The organism is Krasilnikoviella flava (genome assembly GCF_900167525.1).
Lineage (GTDB): Bacteria > Actinomycetota > Actinomycetes > Actinomycetales > Cellulomonadaceae > Isoptericola > Isoptericola flavus.
The window spans coordinates 122,360-148,832 of record NZ_FUZQ01000004.1; the positions used below are offsets into that span (position 1 = coordinate 122,360).

At 63.9% G+C, this 26,473-nt stretch carries 16 protein-coding genes and 1 pseudogene; 4 read left to right on the forward strand and 13 right to left on the reverse strand.

Annotated elements, in window-relative coordinates; all coding sequences use genetic code 11:
- Positions 1 to 328: 328 nt before the first annotated feature.
- The 5 genes and pseudogenes from B5Y66_RS11495 to queC all read right to left on the reverse strand — a co-directional run bounded on the left by B5Y66_RS11495 (position 329) and on the right by queC (position 3,360).
- Positions 329 to 893, reverse strand: a pseudogene (locus B5Y66_RS11495) (integrase core domain-containing protein).
- Positions 894 to 1,032: 139 nt separating this feature from the next.
- Positions 1,033 to 1,629, reverse strand: coding sequence for a VUT family protein (locus tag B5Y66_RS11500; RefSeq protein ID WP_079574646.1), 597 nt, complete (start codon positions 1,627 to 1,629; stop codon positions 1,033 to 1,035).
- A gap of 33 nt (positions 1,630 to 1,662) precedes the next feature.
- Positions 1,663 to 2,025, reverse strand: a complete 363-nt coding sequence (gene queD, locus B5Y66_RS11505) for a 6-carboxytetrahydropterin synthase QueD (RefSeq protein ID WP_079574999.1) — start codon at positions 2,023 to 2,025, stop codon at positions 1,663 to 1,665.
- 2 nt (positions 2,026 to 2,027) lie between these two features.
- On the reverse strand, positions 2,028 to 2,663 hold the full coding sequence (gene queE, locus B5Y66_RS11510; protein WP_079574647.1) for a 7-carboxy-7-deazaguanine synthase: 636 nt from the start codon (positions 2,661 to 2,663) through the stop codon (positions 2,028 to 2,030).
- Positions 2,664 to 2,673: 10 nt separating this feature from the next.
- Positions 2,674 to 3,360: a 7-cyano-7-deazaguanine synthase QueC gene (gene queC, locus B5Y66_RS11515; protein ID WP_079574648.1), complete on the reverse strand. Its 687-nt coding sequence runs from the start codon at positions 3,358 to 3,360 to the stop codon at positions 2,674 to 2,676.
- A 329-nt stretch (positions 3,361 to 3,689) separates the two neighbouring features.
- On the opposite strand from queC, the gene B5Y66_RS11520 reads away from it, so the two are divergent.
- The 4 genes from B5Y66_RS11520 to dbpB (B5Y66_RS11535) are packed head-to-tail and all read left to right on the forward strand — an operon-like array spanning position 3,690 to position 7,837.
- Positions 3,690 to 4,361: a hypothetical protein gene (locus B5Y66_RS11520; RefSeq protein ID WP_139820853.1), complete on the forward strand. Its 672-nt coding sequence runs from the start codon at positions 3,690 to 3,692 to the stop codon at positions 4,359 to 4,361.
- A complete protein-coding gene (dbpB, locus tag B5Y66_RS11525; protein WP_079574650.1) occupies positions 4,358 to 5,491 on the forward strand; it encodes a DGQHR domain-containing protein DpdB in 1,134 nt (377 codons plus the stop codon). Before B5Y66_RS11520 ends, dbpB (B5Y66_RS11525) begins: the two co-directional genes overlap by 4 nt.
- Positions 5,488 to 6,705, forward strand: coding sequence for a tRNA-guanine transglycosylase DpdA (gene dpdA, locus B5Y66_RS11530; RefSeq protein ID WP_079574651.1), 1,218 nt, complete (start codon positions 5,488 to 5,490; stop codon positions 6,703 to 6,705). Before dbpB (B5Y66_RS11525) ends, dpdA begins: the two co-directional genes overlap by 4 nt.
- Positions 6,706 to 6,724: 19 nt before the next feature.
- On the forward strand, positions 6,725 to 7,837 hold the full coding sequence (dbpB, locus tag B5Y66_RS11535; protein ID WP_079574652.1) for a DGQHR domain-containing protein DpdB: 1,113 nt from the start codon (positions 6,725 to 6,727) through the stop codon (positions 7,835 to 7,837).
- Positions 7,838 to 8,082: 245 nt separating this feature from the next.
- Here the strand turns inward: dbpB (B5Y66_RS11535) and dpdD are convergent, their stop codons facing one another.
- From dpdD to dpdE, 8 genes are read right to left on the reverse strand one after another with little or no spacing between them, the layout of a single operon-like run.
- The gene (gene dpdD / locus B5Y66_RS11540; protein ID WP_079574653.1) at positions 8,083 to 10,266 is read right to left on the reverse strand and encodes a protein DpdD; all 2,184 of its coding nucleotides are present in this window, start codon (positions 10,264 to 10,266) and stop codon (positions 8,083 to 8,085) included.
- Positions 10,253 to 10,783: a phospholipase D-like domain-containing protein DpdK gene (gene dpdK, locus B5Y66_RS11545; RefSeq protein WP_079574654.1), complete on the reverse strand. Its 531-nt coding sequence runs from the start codon at positions 10,781 to 10,783 to the stop codon at positions 10,253 to 10,255. Before dpdK ends, dpdD begins: the two co-directional genes overlap by 14 nt.
- Positions 10,780 to 15,273 (reverse strand): protein DpdJ, encoded by a 4,494-nt coding sequence (gene dpdJ / locus B5Y66_RS11550; protein WP_079574655.1) that lies wholly within the window; start codon positions 15,271 to 15,273, stop codon positions 10,780 to 10,782. The genes dpdK and dpdJ overlap by 4 nt, the downstream gene beginning before the upstream one ends.
- Positions 15,270 to 15,980, reverse strand: coding sequence for a hypothetical protein (locus B5Y66_RS11555; RefSeq protein ID WP_079574656.1), 711 nt, complete (start codon positions 15,978 to 15,980; stop codon positions 15,270 to 15,272). The genes dpdJ and B5Y66_RS11555 overlap by 4 nt, the downstream gene beginning before the upstream one ends.
- Positions 15,977 to 19,051 (reverse strand): protein DpdH, encoded by a 3,075-nt coding sequence (gene dpdH, locus B5Y66_RS11560; protein WP_079574657.1) that lies wholly within the window; start codon positions 19,049 to 19,051, stop codon positions 15,977 to 15,979. The genes B5Y66_RS11555 and dpdH overlap by 4 nt, the downstream gene beginning before the upstream one ends.
- On the reverse strand, positions 19,048 to 19,968 hold the full coding sequence (gene dpdG, locus B5Y66_RS22225; RefSeq protein WP_139820854.1) for a protein DpdG: 921 nt from the start codon (positions 19,966 to 19,968) through the stop codon (positions 19,048 to 19,050). The genes dpdH and dpdG overlap by 4 nt, the downstream gene beginning before the upstream one ends.
- Positions 19,968 to 22,565 carry a protein DpdF gene (dpdF, locus tag B5Y66_RS11575; RefSeq protein WP_079574660.1) on the reverse strand — a complete coding sequence of 866 codons (2,598 nt, stop codon included), beginning with the start codon at positions 22,563 to 22,565 and terminating at the stop codon, positions 19,968 to 19,970. Before dpdF ends, dpdG begins: the two co-directional genes overlap by 1 nt.
- Complete coding sequence (gene dpdE, locus B5Y66_RS11580) at positions 22,562 to 26,005, reverse strand: protein DpdE (RefSeq protein ID WP_139820855.1); 3,444 nt, start codon at positions 26,003 to 26,005, stop codon at positions 22,562 to 22,564. The genes dpdF and dpdE overlap by 4 nt, the downstream gene beginning before the upstream one ends.
- Between the last annotated feature and the right edge of the window lie 468 nt (positions 26,006 to 26,473).

Here is a 26,473-nt window from a genome sequence, read left to right on the forward strand (position 1 = left end):
CCGGTTTTCCGGAAGGTGCTAGAGCGCCGACTCTCTTGCCTGGGCTGCTCCAAGCCTGGATCCAGATGGTCGGGTGAAATGTGCCCAACTTGCAGGTGTCGGAGCAGAGTTCATCGTGCCGCTTGCCGAGGCCTGCACTCTAGAACAAGTGCAAATTGCAGAATCCCACGATTACGTGCGCGCCCCGAAATGAGGAGCTGCTCGGCAGTTCGTGCCCTGAGATCATCAAACGGGTAGCGCCGCGGTGCGTGCACGGCAGTGCGCTCCGCAGTAGCGAGACCCTGCAATCCCTAGAAGAATCCGGAGCGCGTGAGGTGCGGCAGGGGAGCTAGTTGTGATGTCCAGGGAGGTTGGTCAGCCGGCTGACCGGCGGATGGTTGCCGATCGCGCTGTGGAGCCTGTGGTGATTGTAGAAGTGCAGCCATCCGGGCAGGGCGGCGCGGCGCTCGGCTTCTGAGGCGTAGAAGCGGGCGTAGGCCCAGCCATCGCCAAGGGTGCGGTGGAGCCGTTCGATCTTCCCGTTCGTCTGCGGCCGGTAGGGGGCGCCACAGTCGGTTGATCCGGCAGCGCACCAGGACCGCGTGCACCGTGGAGGCCAGCATGCCGAGGATCCCGGCGATCTGGACCGGGCCGAGGCGGCGCCTCCAGCGCAGCCGCACGATCTGCTTGACGAGACGCTGCGGCGTCTTGGACGGACTGTGATGCGGGCGCGAGCTGCGATCGGCCATCCCGGCCACGCCCTCGGCCCGGTACCGGTCGGCCCACTTCCTCGCGGTGCGCGGGGAGACCATGAACATCTTCGCCGCAGCTGAGTACGTCCAGCCGGACTCCACGATCAGTTGCGCCAGGCGCAGTCGTGTTCTCGGGGTGAGCAGGGCGTTAGCGTGGGACACGAAGGCCTCCGGTTGGTGCGAAGCGGTTCCTCGACAGCTCCACTTCACAACCGGAGGCCTTCGTCATCCGGTAACCCGACTCCGTGTCGTCATCACGGGTTCGGGACAACCTCCCTGGACATCACAGCTAGTTCGCCTCTCAGACTGCTTGGCGGCGTTCACGGATCCAGCGCACAAGGGCATAGACAGCGAGGGGCAGAGCAGTCGCCCACAAGAGCTTTCCCACCATCTGTCCCAGCACCGTGTCCACCGTCAGCGGGAAGCCGGCAAGAACGAGAAAGACGATCGTGTCGAGGGGGGCAGAAACGAGGTTCGATGTAAGCGCCGCGCGGATGAAACCACGGCGCCGCACGGCAGAAAAGATCACGAGGTCGACGAGTTCGGCGATGAGGAACGCTGCCACAGAAGCGATTGCGATCTCGGGTGTAGACATGAACCACGACAGGATGGCCGCGACGCCGATCGCACCGAGGGCCCAGCGGCGTCCGCCGTGCCGGTGCACGAAATCTCGCGCGAGGAGGGCCGCTCCGGCCGCGTAGGTGCCCGCGGGAACGAGGAGGCCGAATCCGACAGGTACCAGACCCATTCGCGCAGTCACAACGTTGGCGGTCACGACCGCGCCAATGTAAGCGATGAGAGCCACCGCAAGGCCGACCCCGCTGCGGTAATTCCGGGCTCCAGGGGCGAGTTCGGTCGAGGTTTCGTCGCGAGGTTTCGGCTTGGTGTGGTCCGTCATCTCAGGCCTCCACGTTCGTTGATTGCTGCGTCCTCATGCCGTCCCTCGATAGGTGCTCCCCGAGGTGCAGGTCTCCTTGACCGTGACGGCAGAGAGGAGGTTGGGGAGTGCGGCGGAAAGCCGGTCCCAGATCCAGACAGCGAGGAGCTCGCTCGTGGGGTTCTCGAGCCCAGGGACCTCGTTCAGGTAGCGGTGATCAAGGGCGTCGTCGAGATCCCCCCAAGCAGCCTTGATGTCGCCGAAGTCAATGACCCATCCCAGATCGGTATCGACGGGCCCCGTGACTTCGACCTGCACCTTGTATGAGTGTCCGTGGAGTCGTGAGCATTTGTGCCCGGGCGGCACGTTCGGCAGACGGTGTGCCGCCTCGAAGGTGAACTCCTTAAAGAGCTCCATGATCACCGAATCCCTAGGTACTTGTGGGTCTGCATGCTGAGGTTCCAGTTTGGGTGAGCCATGCAGTACCCGACCGCCGCCTTCGTGTTCTCGGCAACGTCGGGGCTGTCCATCGGTTGGAGCCGGAACGACTCGAACGCGAGATGCTCGAACTGCGCAGGGTCGCCGCCGTCCTGCGGGTAGACAAGTTTCAGTTCGTGCCCACCGTCGATGACGAGCGGGGCCCCGATCTTCGGGCTCACGCACAGCCAATCGATCCCCGGGGGCGGCGCCTGGGTTCCATTGGTCTCGACGGCGACGTAGAAACCCTCTGCGTGAAGGGCATCGACTGCTGCCTCGTCCAACTGAAGAAGCGGCTCGCCCCCCGTGCAGACGACCATGCGGTTCGCTCGCGACTCAAGTGGCCATTTGTCTGCCACGGCGGCGGCGAGTTCGGCGGGAGTCACAAACTTGCCACCACCCGGTCCGTCAGTGCCGACGAAGTCCGTGTCGCAGAACTGGCAGATTGCCCGTGCTCGGTCCTTTTCGTGTCCCGTCCAAAGATTGCACGAGGCGAAGCGGCAGAAGACGGCGGGGCGCCCAGCGTGGGTCCCCTCACCCTGAAGGGTGTAGAAGATCTCCTTGACCTTGTAGCTCACGTTGGAGGCCTCAGGCTTGGTACTCGAGAGGGTCGACGGCGCCGGCTTCGTCAAAGCCCTTCAGGCGCAAAAGGCAGGAGTCGCAGTGGCCGCAGGGGTGACCGGTGGCGTCGGGGTCGTAGCACGACGAGGTCAGCCCGTAGTCAACTCCCAGGGCAAGGCCGGCCCGGATGGTGCCCGCCTTCGTGAGCTCCATGAGTGGGGTGTGGATCGCGAGCTTCGAACCCTCGACGCCTGCGCGTGTCGCAAGGTTGGCCATCACCTCATATGAGCGGATGTACTCTGGCCGGCAGTCTGGGTACCCCGAGTAGTCGAGCGCGTTGACCCCGATGAAGATGTCGCTGGCGCCGACGGTTTCGGCGTACGCGAGGGCAAATGACAGGAAGATCGTGTTGCGGGCGGGCACGTAGGTGACCGGGATGTCGGCCGCGAGCTCGTCGGCGGAGTCGTGCTTCGGCACGGCGACGTCGCTGGTCAGGGCTGAACCGCCGAAGACACGAAGGTCGATTTCGGCGACGACGTGCCGTTCGACGCCCTGAGCGGCAGCGACTCTCTTGGCCGCCTCCAGTTCGGTGGCGTGGCGCTGGCCGTAGCTGAAGGACAGCGCGTACGGGGCATACCCCTGGTCCTTCGCCAAGGCGAGAGTCGTGGTGGAGTCGAGTCCTCCGGAGAGCAGGACGACTGCGGGCTTGGTCATGGCGCCTCCTCGTGGGTCTGCAGTTACGGTACCCTACGTCTACGGAGAAACTGCGAGCGCACTCAACGCGCCGAGGGATGTAGTTTCCAGGTCGAGGAAGGTGCAGGTTGCGGGAACTGTCGATCATCGTGACGTGCACCGGGCGGAAGACGTTGGTGCCAGGCCCTGGGTTGAGCGCTCGCGACCTTCCAGGCGTCAGTCTTGCTCGACGGTCTGACATCTGGCGTGACCGGGTTCTCGGGGCGCCGGGGCCACGCCGTCGGCTGCGTGACCTGTACAAGGGCGATGCATGGAAGCGCTCGATCCTGCTGGAGCGCCACGCTGCCTCGGTGGGCTTCCGACCGACACTCTACGTAGCGAGCGCTGGCCTCGGCCTCCGCCACGTTGAATCCGAGGCTCCCGGGTACGCCGCGACCTTTACGCTGACGCATGAAGACGCCGTCGCGCGCACGCGGTTGGACGCTGAGCGATGGTGGGCGGAGCGTTGCGTTGATGCAGGAGCGACGACGATCGCTGAGCTTCCGAGCGCGCCGACCATGGTGGTCATGTCGGCGGCCTACTCAGCCCCGCTTCGGGGAGACATCTCGCGCCTCGCCCAGTCGAACCCGAACGTGCTCGTCGTCGGCGGTGAGGGCGAGGTAGCAGGTGCTCGTCGTCTCCCAGGGAACCGTTCGCTACGCACCGAGCTCGGCGGCACCATGATGAGTCTCAACCAGCGGATCGCGGCCGCGTGGCTCGAGAGACTCGATGGGCGCGACCTGCTGGCCGAGGACGCGTTCCCTGAGTGGTATGCCTGGGAGGCCGAGGTCGCAAAGCCCGAGGTTTGGGATCGTCGCCCGATGTCGGATGATTCTGTGATGACAGCCATCCGGTCGATGCGAACAGCGAACCCACGGCTCTCTCGATCAGAGGCGCTCCGTACGCTGCGTAGCAGTGGCTTTGCGTGTGAGCAGTCACGGTTCGGGAGGCTCTTCGCACGCGCAATGGAGGTAACTCGATGAGCGACGGCTTTGTACTTGAGCGGCGAGCCCTAAAGATCCACCAGAGCGAGCAGGTGCCGCTCTACGTGTTCGCTCTCGCTGCAGAGGAACTCGCACAAGTCGCTGACGTCGCGCGAATCTCCCGCGACGAGGCCGGGAAACTTATCGGCTACCAACGGCCCGAGACCCGGCAGCATGTGAAGCAGATCCTTGCCTATCTCGACTCCGACGAGGTTCTGTTCCCGAATGCCGTCATCCTCGCCTTACCCGACACAGTCAAATTCCGCTCTTCGCGAGGCCCCGCCACGACGGACGGACTCGCAACGAGCGGGACCCTTGAGATCTCGCTCCCGACCGACCCCAACGCTCCACGACCGGCATGGATCGTCGACGGACAGCAGCGCAGCCTCGCGCTCGCCCAGACACGGCACACGCGCCTACCGGTGCTCGTTGCTGGCTTCGTGGCGCCCTCGCTTGACCTGCAGCGCGACCAGTTCCTGCGCGTGAACACCGTCAAGCCCCTTCCAAGCAGCCTCGTGACGGAACTGCTCCCGGAGATCGTGGCGGCGCCGTCCCCACGCCTAGCAACGCGCAAACTCCCGTCCGCGCTTGTAGATATGCTCAACCAAGATCCTGCTTCGCCGTTCTTCGGATTGATCAGACGGGCCTCAACTGAGACCGGGGATACAAAGACCCGGGTGAAGGATAATGGCCTGGTTGAGGCTCTCAGGGAGTCGCTCGAGTCACCATCGGGAGCGCTCTTCGCCTACCGCAACTACTCATCCGGTAACACCGACACTGAGGCGATTCGACACCTCTTAGTGGCGTACTGGGGTGCGGTCAAGGACCTGTTTCCGGACGCATGGGGGCTGCCCGCGACCGAGTCGCGGTTAATGGGTGGAGTCGGGATTCGGTCCATGTCACGACTGCTCGATCGAGTGGTGGCGCATGTGCGTCCCGAAAGCGACGAAGTGCGCGCTGAGATCCGCAAGGAGTTGGAGCGGATTGCTCCGTACTGCCACTGGACCGAAGGATCGTGGGAGGAACTCGGTCTAAAGTGGGATGAACTTCAGAACGTTCCGCGGCACATCACCGCTCTGTCAAACTTCCTCATTCGCAAGTACCTCGAGTCCCGGAGTTTGGAGCGATGAGGTTCTACTTCCCAGACAGTCAAGACCTCGTGTCGCCGACGTACGACTTCATCCACGACGAGTACAGCCCGTTTCGCGTACGGCAACGTGACGACCGATATGCCCACGAAGTCCTGGACGAAAAGCCTTACGATGGGATGCTGGTATCCAAGGCGATCGTCGACGGGTCGGTGAAGGGGACGGGTAAGTACAGCGAGTCCCAGCGGAACCGTCTATATCGACTTGGCGTCCAGAAATTCTTTCGTCTCCCGGAAGACGTCGTCACACTCGGTGACTGCGGGGCATTCAATTATGTCGACGAGGACCAACCTCCGTACACAGTCGAGGAGGTCCTTGACTTCTACATCGGCTGTGGGTTCCAAGCCGGGGTGAGCATCGACCATGTGATCCTGGCGTACGACCGCGACGCCACAGAGATATCCGCCGAGTCTGAGTGGAAGCGACGCCAATCGATCTCCCTGGAGTTTGGCGACAAGTTTCTCGCCGCGAGTCAATCGTACATTTCAGAGTTCGAACCCGTGGGAGCGGCACAAGGCTGGTCCCCAGCGAGCTACGCGCGTTCTGTTAAGGAACTTCAGTCGATGGGCTACAAGCGCATCGCTTTAGGGGGTATGGTTCCGCTAAAGACCAACGATATCCTCGAGTGTCTCCATGAGATTGACAATGTCCGTGCGCCGGGCACTGAGATCCATCTCCTCGGGATAACCCGCGTTGAAGCGATGACGGAGTTCGCGCGGCACGGCGTCACGAGCCTCGACAGCACGAGCCCCTTTCGGCAGAGCTTTATGGACGATCGGAAGAACTACCACACTGACGACGATGCCTATGTCGCAATCAGGGTGCCGCAGGTCGACGGAAACCCGACACTGAAGCGTGCGATCCTCGCCGGCAAGGTTTCGGGGCGTGACGCGGTCGCGGCAGAGCGCGAGGTACTGATCGCATTGCGGGGCTTCGATGCCGGAAGCCACACCGCCGACGACGCCCTCCAGGCCCTCGACGAGTACGAATCACTCTGCCAGGCGGGTAGCAAGAAGAAGTCCTATATCGATCGCTACGCTCGAACGCTTGGCGATTCCCCGTGGCGGTCGTGTCCTTGCACCCTTTGTACGACGCTCGGGGTTGAGATCATCATCTTTAGAGGGACAGAGCGGAATAAGCGCCGAGGGTTCCACAATCTTTCGGTGCTCGAGCGCAAGATGCGGAAGTTGAATTGACACCGAACTGGGAGCGCCAATGAGCGGCCAATATGAACTCCGACTGCCCGCAATCGAGATCATGCAAGGTGCCCGCCGAATCTACACGTTTGCCGTCGAGGGCAAGACGATCCACGATTTCGCAGCTGTGTCGCGCGTGCATCGGGACGAGCATGGGCTAGATGGGTATCAGCGCCCCGAGGTCTTGACTCATGTCCGGGCTATTCGGCGGTATCTGGAGTCTGACGATGCAATGTTGCCGAACGCGATCGTGTTCGCTTTCGACCGCGGCGTCACCTTTGAACAGCGTTTCGCTGCAAACGACCATTCGTCAATGGGCGAACTGGTCATTCCAGTGAACCCTGCCCTCGCGGACGACGAGCGGCCAGCGTTGATCGTCGACGGTCAGCAACGTTCGGCCGCGATTCGCGACGCCGAACTTTCGTCGTTCCCGGTAGCGGCCGTCGGATTCATCGCTCACACTCAGGAAGATCAGCGATCGCAGTTCATCTTGGTCAACAACACTAAGCCCTTGCCGTCAGGGCTGATCAACGAACTCCTCCCCGGAACTTCCGGAGAACTGCCGGTGCGTTATGCGCGGCGAAAGTTGCCGGCGGAGATCATGATGCGGCTGAACACCGACTCAGACAGCCCATTTGCGGGGCGCATCTCAATGCCCACGGCTCCAGACGGATACATCAAGGACAATAGTGTTCTCAAGATGATCGAGAACAGTCTCTATGAGGGTGCACTCTATCAGTACCGCGACCCGGCGACTGGTACCGGAGATGTTGAGAAGATGGTGCTGCATTTGAAGGTGTTTTGGGGCACTGTGAAGTCGAACTGGGAACTGGCGTGGGAGCAACCGCCACGCCGATCACGTCTCACGCACGGTGTAGGGATCGTCTCGCTGGGCTATGTCATGGATAATCTGACGGAGGACCGCACGGCCAAGGAATTTATTGATGAGCCTTGGTACTACGATGCCTTCCTCCATCTCCGCCGAGTTTCGGCCTGGACCGAAGGCGCGTGGCGATTCACGGAGACTGATCAGCCGAGGTGGAACTCGCTCCAGAATACGCCTAACGATGTGCGGCGCCTCACCAACTTCCTCTTGCGAAACCTTCCCTCGACACGGCGGAGAAGTGCTTGATGTAACCCAACCTGATCGTCCGGATCCGTCGTCCTCGAGGGGAATATTCGTCGAGCAGGTCCCGGCCTCGTGGAGCCATGCCGCTTCACCACGCGTGCGGTGGCTTGGGCGATCGGGCATACTGCGTCGTGAGCACGCGACGATCGGGGGTCTGGCCGGCCGCCTGAAGGTGTCCGGGTGGGCGCATTACGGGTCGTATAGCCCCCACTCGAACGAACCGAAGGATCGTCCCAAAGTCACTGATCTCAGCCTTCAGCGAGTTCGCGCAGGATCGCGGAACTCCCTCGAGAGTTCACCTGGATAACGGGTCGGCCTCTCCGGTTTGCCTTGATGAACTCGGTCGCAGCGTGCTTCGCGGACGCAGCGACCATGACGAATATGTCCGCGTTCGCGCTGAGTGCGGCGAGTTGTGGGCTCCCGTCATGTTCGGCCGTCGTACGGACGTCAATGCCAGGTATCAGGCGCCGAAGAACCTGAGCCGCGCGGGTCGTCGCCGACTCGGTCAAGGAGTAGAGCACAACGACGGCATCCTTCAAGTAGAGGAAGGGCGCCGCTGGGTCGCCGTGTGCATCATCGACAACGAAGTCACCCGGAAGTGCGGTATCGAGTTCCTCGGCTACCAGGCGCAGCCCTTCGAGATCCGCGAGGCTAAGGCTTGACTGCAGGGGTCGGAGTACGTCCAGTGCTCCGAAAAGCAGTCCGTGCTTTGCATCGAGAGCCAGAGGCTGTGGGCTTGTTGTCGCTGCTTGCAGCACGTCGACGGCCCAGTTCGCTGTAACAGCTGATGTCGCGGCCTCGACGATCAGCCGAGTCCACTCGAGCGCGGCCGCCACGACGTCTGCGGACGGCGAACCGGCAGCCATGTACTCGAGCAGGGCAACGGTCTGGACTCGCACGCCCAGGGAACTCTTGCCGCTTACAGCGAAGCCAGCTAGGACTCGCTCACACAGTTCTGCACCGTCCGCAGCGGAGAACAGTGAGGAGTGTGCGGCAAGGAACGCGCCACCGTGCTCGCCCATGCGTGCTAGCGCCTCGTCGCTGAGTGTCGCGAGGCGCTCGGCCACGACGGAGCGGTCGAGTTGCGCCCAGTCCGCAGTGACATTGAAGTCGGCGGCGGCCGCGGTGGCGTCCCCGGCTTCGAGGGCGTCGAACCAACTGTTCCAACCCAGAGCTCGCGATGGGCTCAGGAATTGCTCGAGCCATTCCAGGTCGGCACGGACGACGGCGTCGTTCACATCGACGTCGGCGCGAAGTCCGGCGTTGTCCACAAACGCAGCGACGTCGGCGGCGGTCGCCGCGTCAGAGAATTCTCGGACGCACGAGAGCAACAGGGCAGCCACGGGAGGTGTAGCAGGTAGTTTGAGTCCGAAGGCAACAGCGTTGGCCCACTCGCCCTGCTCGATGAGTTGGTGTAACTGATCGTCCGGCGTGACCTTAGTCTTCGACGGTTCGGTTTGGGGCTCCGCTGTCGATGTCGAGTCATCCGCAGGCTCGGGGATCACTGGCACGAGGGTTGCGAGCAGATCACTGAGGTCGTTTGAGATGGAGCGCGCTTCCTCTGCCATCCGCGCAAGGGCTTCTGCCGGACCGCTCCGGAGGAATGCCAGCAGGAACTCGACCATTACCGAGGCGCGGTCCGTCGGTTGCGCGACACCGGTGAGCAAGCGGAGGTGGGACGGAATAGCGGCTGCAGCGCGCGCCAACTCGTCCGGGTCACGCGCCCGGTCGGCCTCGACGAGGTATCGGTTGTAGACCGCGCCTTGGAGAAGGCGCGTGACGCCCGCGGGCCTGCGCATTTGCAGGACGTGTGTGAGGTCAGGGTCGTGAAGGATCGCGTCGACATCCCCAAGACCTGCGTTGACGCGGATGCGCAGGAACGCCAAGTTAGCGGGCTCAAGGTCGGCGATGGTTTCCAGTTCGCGCAGGCAATCCAGCGCGACTCGCTGGTCTCCGGCACTGATGGCATGTCCGAGGTCGTCGAGGATCTCGACGGTCGTGCGTGGCGCATCGAACTCAGACGGCGGACGCTTCCGTACGAGTTTCGAGAGAACGATGAGTGTCTGGCGCACCGTGTCACGAGCAAAGGGGCTCTTGCGCGGAAGGACTTCAAACCGGAGTGGTGGGACTTCACTCTGCGCGAGTGCGGTGTCAAACCGGTCACGCGGGTAGAGACGTCCGCGACTTCGCGGCAGGTCGCTGAATGTCGGGCCAATCCACGCGTCGAGCAGGAAGAGTAGTTCCCTTTGCTCGCGCGCGGTGGGCGCGAATGCGTACCAGTAGAGGTTGCCGCCGGCGGCGCGGGGAAGGAATGCGATCCGCTTCCTCCCAATGTCGTCGAGCCAAGACTCGATCGAAGTCTCCTGCTCTGGCGGCAGGTTCGTGGGGTCAATGTCGTTACCAGGGCCGAAGAACTCCTCATGCGCTCCCATGACCGACCCCCTTCGTGTAGAGGGTGTTGTACGTGAGACGCGCCTCCGCAATGGCATGTGGGTCGTTCGTCAACGTCACGCCCTCGGCGTTGACTGCTTGGCCGAAGAACGTAAAGTTCATCGAACCCTGAAGATGGAAGCGGTCGCCCAAGATTCCCTTGTCGTGGAGGTTGGCATGGGTCCGCACCGTGGGCCGTGCGCCGAGGCCGCTTACGTTCTCGAGTCGTTGACGCGCAACCAGATTGCTCTCGACGTCGCGTGTCAGGACGCGCACTTCGGTGCCTCGTCTCGCGAGTTCGATCAGTACTTCGGTCAAGCGGACCTTTCGCGAGGGCAATCCCGGCAGGATCGCCGCGAACTGACCTGCTGTGTTGTCGATGACGTCGATGTCGGAGATCCACGGCGATAGGACCCAGAGTTGATCTGACGGCACCAGGAGTTCGGTGACGAGCAAGTTCTGCATTAAGTCGTTGAGCACGCGCGTGTGCCCACGGCCAGCGGTGGTGATACGTCTCATTCCGACACCTCGGCGAGTTCAATGGCTACGATCACATCGCCATTGGGTCGGTGATCGATCTCGGCGACCCGCGGGTAGACCTTGAGGAACTCCGTAACGACAGGCTCGGTGCTCAGGTCGACGAGAAGTGTCGCGAGGTGGGGAGCCTCGTCCGGAGTCGCGAGCACCTGTACCGAGCCGCGCCTTGCCAGTTCGTCCCGAACTCGACTGGCATCCCTGACGGCTCGTGGCGACTCTCCGTCCGTTGCGAGAGCCCGCAGGACCCCCGGGGTTGCGGCCGGGTTTTCCGCAAAGGGGTTCCAGGCGTAAAGGCGATCCGCGGCGACCTGCCATCCACGCGGCCAGAGCAGGCTCTGGATCGCGTCCATCCGCTGTCGTTCGGTGGCGCCGCCCGCGAGCACGAGACCTGAGTCCAGGTCGGATCGGCCCCGCATGAGGTACGCCCACGTCCGAGCAGGGATCTCGACGCCGAGGCGTTGCTCCTCGGCCTTCCACCCATTCGTCACCGCAAATAGCGTCTTGTCTGTCGCGGCCGTTGAACCGGGGCGCATAACACGACTTGCAAGTGAGGTCACCACGGACTGCTCCGCGCCATAGATGCCTGACTGGCGGAGTGCGCCGCGAAGTTGCGCGAGTGCGGCGACCCGGTCGGTCTGGGTCGAAGCCGAACGGAAGTCGTTTACCAGCGTGGTCCATGCGGCGTCGGTGTTGATCAGCCCGATGACGCGCTGTAGGTGTACATCGACGAGTTCATCGGTGCTTGGCTGCACCGCGCGCACCACGAGACGAAGGAAGCGTCGGGGATCAGGACGCACCCGAGCGGCGAGCGCTTCGATGAAGCCGCCACCTCCGACGGAACTCTCTGAAAGCCAGACCTCGTCCCTTCGAGAGTTGCCTGCGGGATCGAAACCTGGTTCGACGTCGACGATCACGCTCTCAGGGTCGTGCTCGGGGCAGATCTGTCGTGCAGCCGCGAGCACGGCGTGGCCGATCGTCGACAGGGCACGCTGGCGGACCCACCGCAGGAAGGGCTCCTGATCCGGCTCCCAGTACTGCGGTGCGAGTGCATCGAGACGAGTGACGATCTCGGGCTCCCTCAGGGCGGCCTTGAGGCGTGCGCCGAGTTTCGTCATCGTGCCAGTGTCGGACTCAGCGACGTCCGAACTCCTGAACATGGCGTCCAGGGTCTCGTCGAGGTTCCGGTCGAGGGACTTGTGTACCGAGCCGTAGGCGTCGGCAAGGCTCACCTGATCGCGGACCGCGGTGGTGAGGAGCATTGCTTCGAGACACTGGTACAGCCAGTCAAGACGGAAGCGGTTGAGATGGCGAAGCAGCTGCCCGTCTGTTGTCAGAACGTGTCGGAACCAGGCACTCCGGAGGCCTGGCATCAGGTGATCAGGGATGGCGATCTCGCTTGGCAGTGACAGTTGCAGGCGGAGTCCGTCTACGTCGAAGGCCGAGCCCAGCGCTGCTCGCTCGCCATTCAGGGTGAAACTGGACAGCGCGCGCCGTTCCGAGCCATCGGACATGGTCAACGTCGCGTCGGCGCTGAGGGCGGCGCGGTGAACGTTGACGTGTGCGTTCTGAGCGTGGAGGAAGAAGCGCGCGTCCTTGATGTGGCGTCCCACTGCGTCGGCCATCGGCATGCGAATGGCCATCCCGGAACCGGTCTCGGCGAACTGCGATCGCCACTGCATCGTTGCGTTCGACGAGTCCTTGATGTCGTCTGGGGGCAGCGTCACGAGAACCTCGTCTGGACGCACGACGGTAGTCACGATGGGTTGGCCGTCGACCTCGACGGTGCAGGACTCCTCAACGCCGAAGACTGGCAGGAAGGTTGTGAGTTCCAGGGTGGGCTCAGAGTCTTCCAGGGGAATCGGGATCCAGTGGCGGTGTTCAAGGTTGCGGGTCGCGAACCGGCGGGACACACGGCCTGGTGCGTACTCGCGGAGCATCTGGCCCAGAGCCATCGGTTGCAGTTCGCGATCCTTTTCCCAGTCCAGTTGAGGCGGAAGACTCACCTGCGTTTCGGGCAACGCGAGTTCGCTGAACAGGTTCATCGGGAAGAAGTCGGGTAGGGGATTGCCACCCATCCGATCTGCGAACCGCCGGACTGCAGTCGTCCCTGCGACTGCCCAGTCGTACAGAAGTCGGCGGCGAAGTGTCGGGATCGCCGCCAACAGAAGGGGGCGCGGCGGGTGCCAAAGCACCTCGTTGGTCTCCGCAGCCGTCAGACCCAGTGCTCCCTGCACCCACGTGTGGAGGCTGCGCTGGCGTTCCGGGCGCCGCAGGACCTCTTCAAGAATCTCCGCAGCCTTGACCTGCGTCTCTCGGCCGGCTTTCGCGAAGTCCCCTGTCGGTTGCTTGGCGAGGGCACTCCAGGCAGCGGTTGTCTTAGGGACTCCTTGTCGTCGAAGTTGGTCGGTCAGCCAGTCGACCATCGCGATCGTTGCCTGCATCCGTAGCACGGCTCGGTTGCGGATGGGAAGTACGAGTTCGGGCAGTACAGGGTCGAACAGTGCGTCCCACGCTTCGTATGTGGCTCGGTCGCGCCCGTAGTCCGAAAGGATGACAGCGGTGTAGGGACGCATCGTGCGCTTTCGTCCCGCGCGGCCCTTGCGCTGGAGGAAGGCGGCGACTCCTCGAGGCGCCTTGTGCTGAATGACGACGCCAACGTCCGGGTCGTCGAACCCGACCTCAAGTGATGCGGTGGCCACGATGAGTTGGCTGTCAGCCGAGACCCCGGAGTCCTGGGAAGTCGTCCGGCTGACGCGGAGCCCCTCTCCCCTTGCCGTGAACCTGTGTCCGATTGCGATCGGGAGGTCCCACAGTTGTCCAGCCCGCCGTTGCAGTGTGGTGTCGCCGCCGGTTGGTGCGGAACGCAGAGCTGCTAGCGGTGGCTTCACGGAGTTGGTGCGTCCCTTGGCGTACCTCTGACCCTCAGCATCCAGCAAGTAGGAGAACAGACGGTTGGTGACGTCCAGGTCGTCGGTGAAGACGAACGCTTTCGTTCCGTATACGCCCGATGAGATGCGGGAGTCCGCGACATCCTGGGTGCGAGGGAGCAGCATTGACGCCTGGATGGTCGTCGACAGTACGGATGCCCCGCTCGTGGGATCGCTGCGGACAGCGAGCAGGTACTCGGCCCCTTCGTACTCGAGCTCGGCAGGTTCCGGAGTAATGCTCGTGACCTGGTCGTCAGGAACGCCGGTGAGGTCCGCCACATGCCGAACAGGGTTCGAGAGCGTTGCGGAGAGTCCGACGAACGTCACCGGGGCCTGAAGGCTGTGATGCCAGCGACGCAGGACCATCGCTGCTTGGGCACCAGTGGTTCCGTCGTAGGTGTGGATCTCGTCGAGGAGCATCATCCGGGGCTTCTGGTGCTCGGCGGCTCCTACACCCAAGGGTCGGGACAGGTTCAGGTCCGAAAGGCCACGGTTGAGCATCTCGGTCGTGACGAATAAGACGTCGGGCGGCGTCTTCTGCATGCTCTGGCGGGTGAGGACGATCTGTTCGGGGCCGAAGACGCGCTTGCAGGAACTGCAGGTTAGGCGCTCGACACCCTTGTCGATGTCCGCGTTCTCCCAAACCAGTTCGCCACCGCACTCGGCGTGGCCGTCGCCGGGACACCACATCTGCGGTGACGCCAACCCGTTCGGGCGCTTGCTCCAACCGCGGTAGGGCTTGCGCACATCCCTGGCAGTAGTGGGGGTGCTGCCGTATAGCGCGCCGATCGTCAAGGGGCGACCCACCTGCGTGGTCCACATTCCGTCCAGGCGGCGCGCGTGGGCGAATGCGGTCCCGAGTTGGTCCTTGAGGAGTTCCGTGCGGGGGTAGACAGCGAGCGCTCGCGTCCAAGCGGAGGGGTCGCGGATGCTAGCGAGGTACGCGAAAGCCGGCAGGTAGAAGGCATTGGTCTTCCCGCTACCGGTGCCCGCGCCGACGACCGTAGCCGTGGTGGTACGGGCTTCAAGGGCCGTGAGGATCTGACGCGTCGCACGCACCTGGAATCCGCTGAGAAGGTCGTGGTTGGTGCCGCGCAAGGTCATCACCTCGAGGACCCCGCGGTAGGCGGACGCTGACGGTCCCTCCAACCCCTCAAGCGGCGAGTCCCAGTGATGGTTGCGCTTTGGGTAGAACCGCGGGCGTCGCGCATACCGAAAATCGGACACCAGGTTCGTGCCCGACCGCCAATTCTGTCCCGGGAAGGTTTGCTTGAGGCGAGCCAGCAGTCGAACCGTCTCGCCATTGCGCGTGCGCCACCGTGCCGGCGACGCGCTCGAGTCATGCACAATCAGGCCACGCGACGACATTTCCTCGATCAGGTCGTCCGCTTCGAGGTCCCATACCTGGGACCGCACCAACTCATCCGCGACTTCGTGGCGCAGTTCGTCGGTGCTGAAGCCACCGTCGACGACGCCCCAGCACAGTAGTGGGTCCTCCAAGGCCTCGAGACGGTCGAGGATCCTCAAAACCAGTTCGGTGCTCATCGCAGATGCACCTGGAAGCGATCGATAACACCGAGACTCCGCAGCCTCTCGAGGCGATCGGGCGTGAACCACGCAAGCGGCACGCCGGACGGTTCCTGTGACCCGACGATTCCCTTCGCGATGTCGGCGTCAACGACCTCACCGAGGCGCTTGCCGCAGCGACGGATGGCTTCGATCGCCTCTCGAAACCGCTGGACCGCACCCAGCGAGGGAATTCGTGTGGTGCTCGCAATGAGCAACCGTGCCTGAGCGGTCTCGAGTTCCTTGCGGATGTCCTCGACGTCGACGCCGCCGCGGGCCAAGGTGTCCACGAGGTCGCGGTTGACGGGCGGCGGTTGCTGGCTCCTGAACTCGTGCCATGCGTCCGCAACGAGCGATTCAATGGCGGCGACTTGGGCTACCGCAGAGCGAACCTGGATCTTGGTCGTCTGCAGGTTGTGATCGACCCCGACGCTGGGAAGCTCGGTTGCGAGCGCGCGAAGGCCCGCGGTGAACAGCGTGATCTCCTGCGCGAGTCCCGGAGGAAGGCCGACGTCGAGGTTTCTCACCTCGGCTAGCCCGATCCTCAGGTCGGGAAGCTTGGAGAGCAGTGGCTCGAGTTGGTCGGCAAGTTCCACGAACTCGCCCGTGCGCATTTTGACCTTGTGCTCGTCGTTCGCCACCTCGGCGCTCGCCCGAAGGCCCTGGATTGTGCTTCGCAACGTCATGCGATGTCCTCAGCGGTTGGTGCCGTCGGGAGAAGGCCAGCGATGGAGTCGGCTGCCGCGTTCAGGTTCCCTACGAGCCGGTCGCGGCCCACGGCGTACTCGGCCTGCACGCTCGTTGTCCCACCCTGCCCAAGGCTTGATTGCAGCAACGCGACGGCCCTTGTCGCGCCGTCCAGCCAGGTCCTGACGCGCTGAGCGGCCTCAAACCAGTCACCGTTGAGGACTTGGAGGCGTTCAACGCCACTGAGGTCATCCCACCTGCTCAGATCCGCGAACGCCTCGTCGACCCTGCGCTGGTCCCCTTGCTTCAGGGCCCTTGCCGCAACCCGCAGGGCCTCGGGGCTGATTCCCCCAGGCAATCCACCTGCTGCCGATCGCTCGTTGACGAGCACCAGGAGTTCGGCTGCGACGTCCTTGATGTCGCCGCCAAGATCAGCGAGGTCGGGGACGAGCGCCTGCGCCTCCTGCCACTGCGGTTCGAGCGACGTCAACCGGTTGCCCAGTGTCGCGACCGAGGTCTTGATTAGATCGGGAGTCGAGTCCGGCCATTGTGCCGCAGTTGTGCCGGCTCGAATCGCCTTAGCCAACTTCGTGACGTTCAGCGCCAGGGGATCGCCCGCGCCCTGCGTGTACGACGCGTGACGAAGGAGTCGTTGCTGCAGTTGTGCGCGGCCCACACGAGTGGGCGCGCCGTCGAGAATGTAGTTGTGAAGCGACTGCAGTTGAGGCCTGGCCACCGCATCTACACGCGGTGGGCCCGGGGCGAACAACGCCCTGATTTTACTAGCCGTGTCCGTCTTGTACGCGTCGGCGATGCCCAGCGCTCGCGACGCCTCAAGAAGCGCACTAGCTAGAAGCGCCAGTTCGTGGTCGTCCTCCGCGCTCGATGACGGGAGCAGCTTCGCCGCGACGATCCGGGCCCACTCGCCAACCGCTTCTTCCGCGACTCGCTGCAGTGCCTCACCATCCGGCACGCCTGCCCAGGAGCCCTTCTGGTTCGCCCAGGCGAGAGCTCTGAGCGCACGCATGTCGCGTTGGTTCGAGCGGTCGATGGGCAAGACAGCGGCCGCGGCTGCAAGGTTCGCTTGGTTGAGTTCGACGGACTTGGCCTCAAAACCAGGGGCCAGTGCCTTCTCATTCCGCCAAAGGTTCTCGCCTCCGTACCCATCCTCGAGGTTGAGCCGCGGTCGGACCGCTGAGAATATGATATTGCGCAGTTCGTTGAGGTCGCCCTGGAGAATGTTCTGCGTGGCAATCCAACGGTCAATGGCCTTGACGAGGCGAGGCTCTGGCGCAGGCGATTGCGGAGATGGCGTCGGCAACGGCGGCCGGGCCTGCGCGGACCGCGTTGTCGGGTCCCGTTCGGGTTCGAGGGAAGGAACCGGAACGGGCGCAGGCTCGCTCCTGCGGGTCAGTCCCTCGACCGGCGGCACGCCAAAAGCGTCATGTATCGGCGACGCGAGGTTCTCCGCCCCGGTGCCGGTGCCCCAGAACTTGACTAGGCGCACGCGGCGCTCGCTCAGTTCGTCGTCACCGGGGGAGCGGAGTTTGAACTGCTCCTCGATGCTGGTCAGGCGGTCCTCGACTCCCGCCCGGAAATCGTCGGCAAAACCTTCGCTCGGGAAACGGCCGTTCTCGATTTCCGCATTATCGCGGCTCAGAACCGGTCGAATGACGCGTGTGAGCACGTTTCGGGCTACGAAGCCCCCATTGGCGGATTGGCTCGCAATCGCACGCTCAAGGGCAGGGCCATTGAAGGGGAAAAGTCCGTACCCGTCGACCTGGCCGAATGCCTGATGGCAGGCGGCATTGACAGGGCACTGTTCGCACGCGTTGACCAGTTCGTCCCCCTGCGTGTGAGCCTTGTCCAATGTCGACGCGCCGACTCGAACCGCATTGAGGTAGCGGCTCGCAAACCCTCTTGGGTCAAAGGCCGACGCACTGCCTTCGGGGAGATCGAGGTCGAACACCTGGTAGGTTCGGGTGTAGACAGTCTCGGGCATCTGGTTGACGAAGTAACCCGTTGTCACCGCCATCACGACGCGCATCGGGCAGAGTTGCTGGGTCTCCGTGGAGATCAGGGTAATCGCGTCGATGAGACCGCCCTGGATCCCCTGGAAGATTGAGAAGTCCTCGATGAGGACCAGCAACTCGAGGCCCTGCTGCTCCATCTCGACGCGTACGTCGGTCAGGATCTGCTTGAGGTCGTCACCTCCGAGACCGAATACCTCGCTCACGGACGGTCCGAGTTGCTCGTTGATCATCTTCGCCGCGAGTTCGCGGAGGCTGGGTTCGCTGGTCAAGGCCCCGGCGACCTCTCGGGCCGCGTGGCCGGCACGAGCGACGTCATCGACTGAGAGGTTCAGGTCGTCCGCAGTGAAGCCGAAGGCATCCTCCTTGTCGCCGTCCCCCTTGCCGGATAGTTTCTCTCGCACAAGTCGGGCGATGGGGCCGTGCTCCGTCAAGAGCCGGCTCCGGAAGACGTCGTCGCCGAATAGTGCGGGGAGTCCTTCCGGCGAAGCAAGGTACTGGCGAAGTTCTATCTCCTCGGCCGTACCTTCGCTTCGCGACCCGCGCGTCTCGATGTTGACTGCTAGGGCCGCGCGCAGTTTGAGTTGAGCGGTCTTTTCATCGGCCGCGGCATCGACTGCCGTCGCTACCTTCACACGGAGTTCGTCCGCCCGCGGACCGCTTGCATGCTCCAGGATCAGTTCAAGGATGCCACGCAGAGACATCCGGTGCTTCGGAACGAAGATCAGCCTCGTGGACGGCTTCGTCTCGAGGTTCGCACGCAGCCAGCGCACCAGGTGCGACTTTCCCGTCCCAGACTTGCCCAAGATGGGGATGATGGGCTGGTCGGCCGGCTGGTCTTGGACGGCACGAAGGAGGGCCCGCTCATCGACGACCATGCCGCCCCGGACGTTCTCCACCTGGTCGCGCTGCGTGATCGGGATGGTGCTGTGCGTAGCAAGGAAGACGCCGACGGACGTGCTCTCCGCCTCGACAGGGATGATGGCAGAGGCCTCGCCGGCGTCCCAACAGGTTGCCGGCAGCGTTCCGCGCCAACTCATTTCTTGCCCCCTTGCTTCACGATCACGTGCGTCTGGCGTGTCGCATCGGAACGGGAGAGGCGAATGCCTTCCGCGTCGGGCAGCGTCTCGAACTGCAGTCGCCCTTGGTCCTCGAGGATGCGCAGTGACTGGCCCACGGAACTGTCCGCGCAGTCTTCGGTCACACCGGGGTCAGGGTCGCTGCCGAGGACGGAGACGAGCCCCGAGCGCAATGACCCGCCATGGAGCACCGGCACAGCCCGGCCGAGACTCACCAGGAAGTCGTGCACCGAGTACCGATCCGCGGGAACGCGCGATACCGCGTCCGCGACCGCAACGACGGGCAATGGCACAATGCCGTTCTTGTCTTTCATCATTGAGGTCGTGGCGAGTCCTAGTGCCAGCGCCCATCGGACGTTTGCCAACCATCGTGTGTCGTTGGTGATCGCCCATGACGCGTTGCTGCCAGTAAGGAACTGTTGAGCCTGAAGGGTCTGCACGTTGTCCGTCCACGACAACGGCTGGCCAAGCGCATCCTGCGCGAGCACCCACGTCAGCGCACGGTTCAGGTCCCGCGCACCGCTCGTGTGTCCCTCGCCTGGCTGACCGGCCCACACGTCACCGTCCCGACGCAGATCAAAGACATGCTCCTGGAGCACCCGACGGAACTGTGCTCTGTCGAAGGGAACCTTGGTGCTGGGAAGGCGATCACCGAGCTGAAGCGTGCCGTCGCCGGCGGTTTTGAGGACGTTGATGGCGCGGAGCGACGAGATCGTGTTGAGCAGTCCACCGCTCGCTTGAGCGCCCTGGTTTAGGCCCTCGGGCTTGAACGTCGCAAGCAGTTCGTCCTCGGTGGGAGCGCGTCGTGCTTCCAGGAGGTGGTTGACGATTGCGCGGCCCAGACCGGGAAGCGTGCGGGGTGGATTGAGTACTGCCACTACAGACTCCTCAGGAAGTACGACAGAGACCAGTGAGGGACGCGGATGTTCTTGACGGCCTGATCTGGGTACTCGGGATCGGGAGTCCCCTCCGGGACGACCACGATCCGGAGTGCTCCTTTCTCACCGCGCAGCCAGGTCAGTCGTGGCGGATCCGCGGGGTCCAGAAGGATGAGCGTAGGAACCGAGATCGGTGTTGGCGGTCTCGCCACGATGGGATCCAGGGTCACCAATCCCTCTTGTGCGGAGCGGCTTGCGCCGATTACCGCTGGGGTTGCTGCGAGGCTTGCTGACGCGAGGATTCCCCGGATGCCGTGAGTTACCGACTTAGTCACGAGTTCAGGAAGGTGGAGCCTCAGTCCGCCTTCGGGGTAGGTGACGACCAGAGTGCGACTCCCGTTGGACATTTCCTTTAGAGTGCTACTCACCGAACGCTGAAGGTCAGGCAGCGAAGCCTCGGAGACAGTTGGTTGCGCTGCTCGCAGTGACGGCAGTGCAGCGTGGCCTTCCGCCGGACACCCTGAACACGCTGGGGCAACGACCTGGTTGGCATGCATTGCACCGATGGCGGCGTACTCGTACTCCTCGCTAAGTACGGAACCCCAGCACTCCTTCAGTGCAAAGAGCCTCTCGATGCGCCGCCGTGAACTCGCCTCTGCGTCCCGGATCCCCGATCGCACGGTCTCAATTGCCTGACTCACCGTGGACTCAGAGACATTGCCCACGCCAGGTCGGATGCGCACGGTCGCCAGTTTCGCGTACTCGGTCCATGCGGTCTCAAGGCGGGCGGTCCAACGCGCTTCCGGCTCGTCAGGCTGTCTTTCGAGAGCCGGCGGAGGCGTGTCGATGATGTCGAGGAGGCCCGCCCGTTGCAGCAGAACCAGAGTGTTGCGGTTCCAAAGTCTGTTGCTATCGGAGGCATGGGTGAGCCACGGGGGAACGGTACTGGTGTCGAGGACCATCTCCCGACGTGTGGGGTCTGCGGTACGCTGAGCGGTTCGCATGGCCTGCCATCGGCCCCAACTCTTGGCGTCGCCTAGAACCGTCGCGTTCTCGATTCGCCGACCTTCTTGCTCGTCGGTAGTACTCGGCAGCCACACTGAAAGAGCGGCGTGACCGTCGCGGCCACCACGCCCGACCTCCTGATAGAAGCGGTCAACCGACGCGGGAACGCATGCGTGGATCACGGTGCGAACGTCACTCTGGTCCACGCCGAGGCCAAAGGCGCTCGTTCCGACGACGACGTCGATTGACGTCGGTTCCCCGTCACCTGACCAAGATCGCAGGATGCGCGACCGTTCGTCGGACTGAACGTCGCCGTGAAAGACGGCAGTGCGGCCGAAGCCTTCCTCGCGAAGGCGCGCCGCGATCTGGTCAGCTGCCTCCCTCTTTGTCGTGTAGACGATGGCCGGGCGCGGCAGGTGGCGGACGGCGTCTACGACCCGATCTAGCCGGTGGGTCTCCGCAACTGGGGGTGCCAGGAAGTACCGCAACTCACTGCGAAGGAACGTCGACCCGACGAACAGGGAAGGGCTAGAGCCCGCGAACAACTCGTCGTTCAGGAGAAGGCTCTGCGGAGAAAGGGTCGCCGTCAGCATTACGACACGAGGGGGATCGACGTCCCGCGCGCGCGCAATGTCGCGAAGTTCGGAGACCAGAGAGGCCAACACCTGGAAGTCCGGCCGAAAACTCAAGCCCCAAGAACGAACCAGGTGTGCCTCATCCACCACGATGTGGCTGATCTGGCCTCGCGATGCCAACTGCCGCAATGCGTGGGCAAGGCCGGTCACGACAGCCTCTGGCGAGGCGAAGAGGACCTTCTGGGTGCCGTCACGGAGCCGTGTCTTGATCGCCTCTCGTTCAGACTCGGGTCGATCGCTGTAGTACGCAAGCTCCGCGGGGAGCGGTTGCTGGGCGAACCGCATTCGCGTCTGCCGCTCCTGATCGAGCGCGAGTGCAACCGTCGGAACCACGACGACCGTGACCCCCGAGTTCTTCAGCAGCCCGGGTGCAACGCCGACGAGGGATTTGCCGGTTCCCGTCGGCAATACAACGTGCACCGTGCTGTCGGGTACTGCGAGGGCTGCCGCCCGCAACGCGCTCGCCTGCGTACGCGACCGGTATGCCTCCACGCCGGCAATCGTGCCGACCGCCGGATCCACGGTGACCGCGATGTTGTGTCGCGCCGAGGTCGAGATCAGTCCGTCCGGCCCCATGAAGCTGTCAGGACTCGTGCTGGCGACGTCAACCCAGCGAGGATCGCCACGAAGCCATGGGGGTGCCCAGGCGTCTCCGAGTCCGATGCGATGTTGGTCGAGCCCGAACCGCGTCACCCGTAGGTGCGCCTTTCGCAGTGAGCCTTCTGGGACGCCGCGATCATTCAGTGAGAGCACCAGCGAGTGGTTGCCCTGGCCTGTGACGCCGCGCCGGTGTCGAAGGACTTGCCCCAGCAGAGCGCCAAGATCACCCGCTATCGCCTGACCGTCATGGCTGGAGAACCACGTGTCCACGAGACGACGGTATGGACCGCGTAGTGTCGTCCGGTGATCTGCGGTGCTCGCGAGGGTTGCGGTCGCAAGGTCCCATTGACTCGTCATGCGTCCGCCGAAAGAGGTCGGCCCGACAACACCACAAGTCCCGTACTGTCGAGCCGCAGCGATGGCGTCGCGACCGCGGCTGCCATGGCCCGTGCGACAACCTCCTCGCGCCGGATCTCGTCCTCGAGCACCGCCGCCTCCGACCTCGAACTGCGCGCAGCTCGCAGATGTAGTTGGCGTAGTCGAGTCTCGGCGTCCTGGTCCGCCGTCGCGGACGCTCGCTGCACCGCCGTCAGGACATCTTCTCGACCTCGTGCGAGGCGCTGTGCGGCTCCTTCAACGTGGCGCCACGAACCTCCCCATGACTGAGCGGGGATCAGTTCGTAGGCGTGCTCGATTCGCTTTCGGTTGAGCGAGAAGTCACCACCAGTGACCGCACCGTTCGCCTTCGCGTAGGGCGCGCGCAGTGCATCCAAGTGCAGTTGAGAGTTCAGTTCGTGCCCCTCTGCCGTCATCCATACGCTCACGATGAGAGGCGGGAAGATGCCATCAGCCCGCCTGGCGAGGGCGAGGTGGTCAAAGCCTGCGCTCAACGAACGCAACGCGTCGCGAGGGTCGCCAGCGGTGGGCACCTCGAGTGGGTTTGCCTCAACCGCATAGTCGAACCGGTAGACAGGCGTGTCGTCGCGTTCCCAGTCCGGAAGCCATCTCCACATGCCAAACGCCCGTCCACGGTCGTCATGCCACAGGAAGTCGCTGACGGCATCGATGAACTGGTCGCCATAGCGATAGAGACGGACGCCTTCCTGCTGGAGGGCGACCTCGCGAACGAACGAGCCGCGGTGTCCCTTGAGCGGTACGAAATCACGAAGTAGGCGTGTCGTGGGGATGAGCGGCGTTTGCGCCTGGCGGCCTGAGAGACGCCCCACGATCTCGTATCCACCCGTGCTCATGACCGGGTCGCCGGTTCGGTCGAAGCGGAGATTTCCCGGTACACGACCCGCCGTGAGCAGCGCATCGCTTACTTCGGCGAAGTCGGCAGCGCGGGACTCGACCGCCGCGACGCGTGCATAGACGGATCGGTCATCGCTCGTTGCTTCGAGACTGTCGAGCGCGTCCTGCTCGCGTACTCGCTCCCTCTCGGCCGTCAGTAACTCCCGTACACGGGTGATGGCGGAGGCGGTGCCGTCGAGCCCTCGCTCAAGCAGCAGGGTCCAGGCCTCATCGGTCGCCACATCGACGACTCGTTGGAGGCTTGCGATGGACGCGTCAAACACGCCAAAGCCGTCTGCGAGCACTTGAGCCCACGCGTCCGCGTAGGTGCGTTGCGCACTGGCAGAGATGGTGTATGAGCGCCACTGCGTCGCGTCACCTGGTGACCACCTGTCGCATCGCCCGATGCGCTGCTCGAGCCGGTTGGCGCTGCTCGGCAGCCCCAGGTGTACGAGGACATCGGCGAACTGAAGGTTGCGCCCCTCCTCGGCGGAGGAGTCCGCGACGAGAACGGCGGCTCGTCGCGCCGCCTCGAACGACCGCACTGCTCGCTCGTTCCGATCGCTGGGCGCCGTGTGCAGGTGTCTGAAGACGCTGGCGGAGCCGAGTCGAGCCTCGAGTTCCCTCGCCACTTCCTCGCCCAGTGCCGCAGTGGGGCAGAAGATGACCGCACGTTCCTTGAGCGTCATGAGATCCGTGAGTTCATCGGCGAACGGCCCACTGACCGTGCCACGACGATCACCAAACCCGAGGTCCGCGTGCACGCGTTGCAACGCTGTGCGTTCTGCCGTGCTTGTGGTTGAGGCGGCCCGGGCCGTCGCCCAAACCCGCAGAGCGTCGGGATCCAGGGTGAGCGCAACGGCGTCCGCAAATGCGCGACCCGCCGACGTCATGGCCGCGGTGTCGCCCTCGGCGACTGCCAGCACGTGCTCCCTCCATCTCTCAAGCGCGTCGGTGACGTCGTCGGAACTCGACGAGGCCAAGTTGATGCTCTCTGGCGCGCGTCGCCCGGAGACTCGGTACGTGCCTTCGAGTGCGGCAGTTCGGCGCGTTCGAAGCATGCGGCGGTGAACGCGATACACCTCAGCGACATGCGTACGAAGGGCGTGGATCTGCGAGGCAACCTCCGGCTTGTCCTGCCGCGAGATGGCAACTCTGGTCTGCTCAACAATCTCCGCGACATCTGCATCGTCGGGATATGCCGTCTCGACTTGCGTCAATCGACCCTTGAGCAAGACCCCGGGAAGGCTCGGCTGCAGGCCGAGGAAGACCCGCCCAAGTTCCGCGCGAGCCTCGAGGCGCTCCCTCAGTTGATCTGCCGTGGTAGTCGCGTAGACGGCAGGGTCGAGCATGCGCAACATGGCGAGGAACGCGTCGACGTTGTGCAGTGCCGGCGTTGCAGAGAGCATCAACAGGCGCGGGCTTGCCAACGCCACCGTACGGAGGCCTTCGAAGCGGGCGGTCAGCAGTGGGTCGTTACTCGTGGACATGCGCGCGAGGTTGTGTGCCTCGTCGACCACCATGAGGTCGGCCGGTCTCCAGGAAGCCGGATCATCGTCGCGTCCGAAACGGATGGTGGCGCGCCGGAACTCGTCGATCCTGAACTTCTGTGTGAGTTCACCGCGCCACTGCTCGATGAGGAACGGTGGCAGGATCAACTGCAGGGTCAGATCCGGCTTGTCGAGAAGCAGTTGTCGGATGACGATGCCCGCCTCGACGGTCTTGCCCAAGCCAACTTCGTCCGCGAGGAGATAGCGCTGGACCGGATCCTGGAGTACCCGCCAGGCGGTCTCGACCTGGTGGCTGTGTAGTTCGATGGAACTCGAGAGTGCAGCTCGCATTCCATGCGACGCCGACCGCTGTTCCAGGATGCTCTGCAGGAAGGGCAGCCGAAGTCCGGCGAGTAGGGGCGACTCCAGCATGCCTGCCTCGGCGAAGCCAACAGGATCGAGGAGCGGCTTGCCCCAGCGGACGTGAAGGTCGGCCTCCGCAACGAAGCCCTCCCACTCATGACCGCGCACATAGATGTCGTGGTGCTGGTTGGTCTCGAGGATCCGACCAGATCGCCAGCGGTTCTGCGCGTCCGTCCAGAAGACCCGCAACTCTGGCGAGAGCGTCAGCCGTGAAAGGTTGACGCGTGTCACGGCCTCGCGGTATCGCTCATCAGGAGCCTGTCCAGGCGAGTCGAAGTACTCAAGGACCAACCGCTCGCCATCGCGAGCAACCAACTTGCCGGGGCCGAGCGTGTTCTCCGACGAGACCAGCAAATCGCCCCGCGCGAGTGACCTGCCGCGCGGCCCGGCCGCATTCGCGGTTGACTTCCTCGGTGTCTGTGCCTCGCGCGGCTTGCGCGGACTGGGGACGTTGCCATCCGCATCGCGCAGGCCTCGGCACTGCGGGTAGCGTGAGCAGCCCCAGAAGGTTTGGCCTGCGTTCGCCCCGCGCGTGGCGAAACGAATCTGCATGGGTGACTCGCAGAGCGGGCACCGCATCACGTCTTCAGTCACGGCTGCGCCTTGGTCTGCAAGATCCCGTTCACACAGCGGACACTGACGACGCTGCCAACTCCGAACGCCACGTGCCCTTCATCTCCTTGCCGCGCCCCGGGTTTCTCACACCCGCGGTGACCTAGACAGCCCTTGCACAACGATGAGCCGGTGCCGAGTCTCCCCAGGTCAGCGGCCAGGTCATCGTATCTAGACCGTCCCTCGGACAAAGGCCACCAGCGGGCCATCACCGGGTGAAAAGGCCCTAATCGTGCCCAGCATCCGTGGGTGATTCGCTCTGGGCGGCGCACTGGCGTCATCGAGACCAAGGTAGGCGGAGCGAGGTGTGTGCGCCCGACGTTGCTTCGTTGGGAGGGGCAGATGGGTGCTGTGACCGGCGCTGTCGTAGCCTTGACGGGACACATGTCGCGAACATGTCCGCACCCCCGTTTCGAGTGGCACGCGGGTTGCACGCCGGTTCGGAACGCG

What these genes read in the sequence shown, in the direction of transcription:
- dbpB (WP_079574650.1), top strand. Translation starts at nt 4,358, where the DNA reads ATGAGCGACGGCTTTGTACTTGAGCGGCGAGCCCTAAAGATCCACCAG.
- dpdA (WP_079574651.1), top strand. Translation starts at nt 5,488, where the DNA reads ATGAGGTTCTACTTCCCAGACAGTCAAGACCTCGTGTCGCCGACGTAC.
- dpdF (WP_079574660.1), bottom strand. Translation starts at nt 22,565, where the DNA reads ATGACGAGTCAATGGGACCTTGCGACCGCAACCCTCGCGAGCACCGCA.
- dpdD (WP_079574653.1), bottom strand. Translation starts at nt 10,266, where the DNA reads ATGGGAGCGCATGAGGAGTTCTTCGGCCCTGGTAACGACATTGACCCC.
- B5Y66_RS11555 (WP_079574656.1), bottom strand. Translation starts at nt 15,980, where the DNA reads ATGACGTTGCGAAGCACAATCCAGGGCCTTCGGGCGAGCGCCGAGGTG.
- queD (WP_079574999.1), bottom strand. Translation starts at nt 2,025, where the DNA reads ATGGAGCTCTTTAAGGAGTTCACCTTCGAGGCGGCACACCGTCTGCCG.
- dpdK (WP_079574654.1), bottom strand. Translation starts at nt 10,783, where the DNA reads ATGAGACGTATCACCACCGCTGGCCGTGGGCACACGCGCGTGCTCAAC.
- dpdJ (WP_079574655.1), bottom strand. Translation starts at nt 15,273, where the DNA reads ATGAGCACCGAACTGGTTTTGAGGATCCTCGACCGTCTCGAGGCCTTG.
- dpdH (WP_079574657.1), bottom strand. Translation starts at nt 19,051, where the DNA reads ATGAGTTGGCGCGGAACGCTGCCGGCAACCTGTTGGGACGCCGGCGAG.
- dbpB (WP_079574652.1), top strand. Translation starts at nt 6,725, where the DNA reads ATGAGCGGCCAATATGAACTCCGACTGCCCGCAATCGAGATCATGCAA.
- queC (WP_079574648.1), bottom strand. Translation starts at nt 3,360, where the DNA reads ATGACCAAGCCCGCAGTCGTCCTGCTCTCCGGAGGACTCGACTCCACC.
- B5Y66_RS11500 (WP_079574646.1), bottom strand. Translation starts at nt 1,629, where the DNA reads ATGACGGACCACACCAAGCCGAAACCTCGCGACGAAACCTCGACCGAA.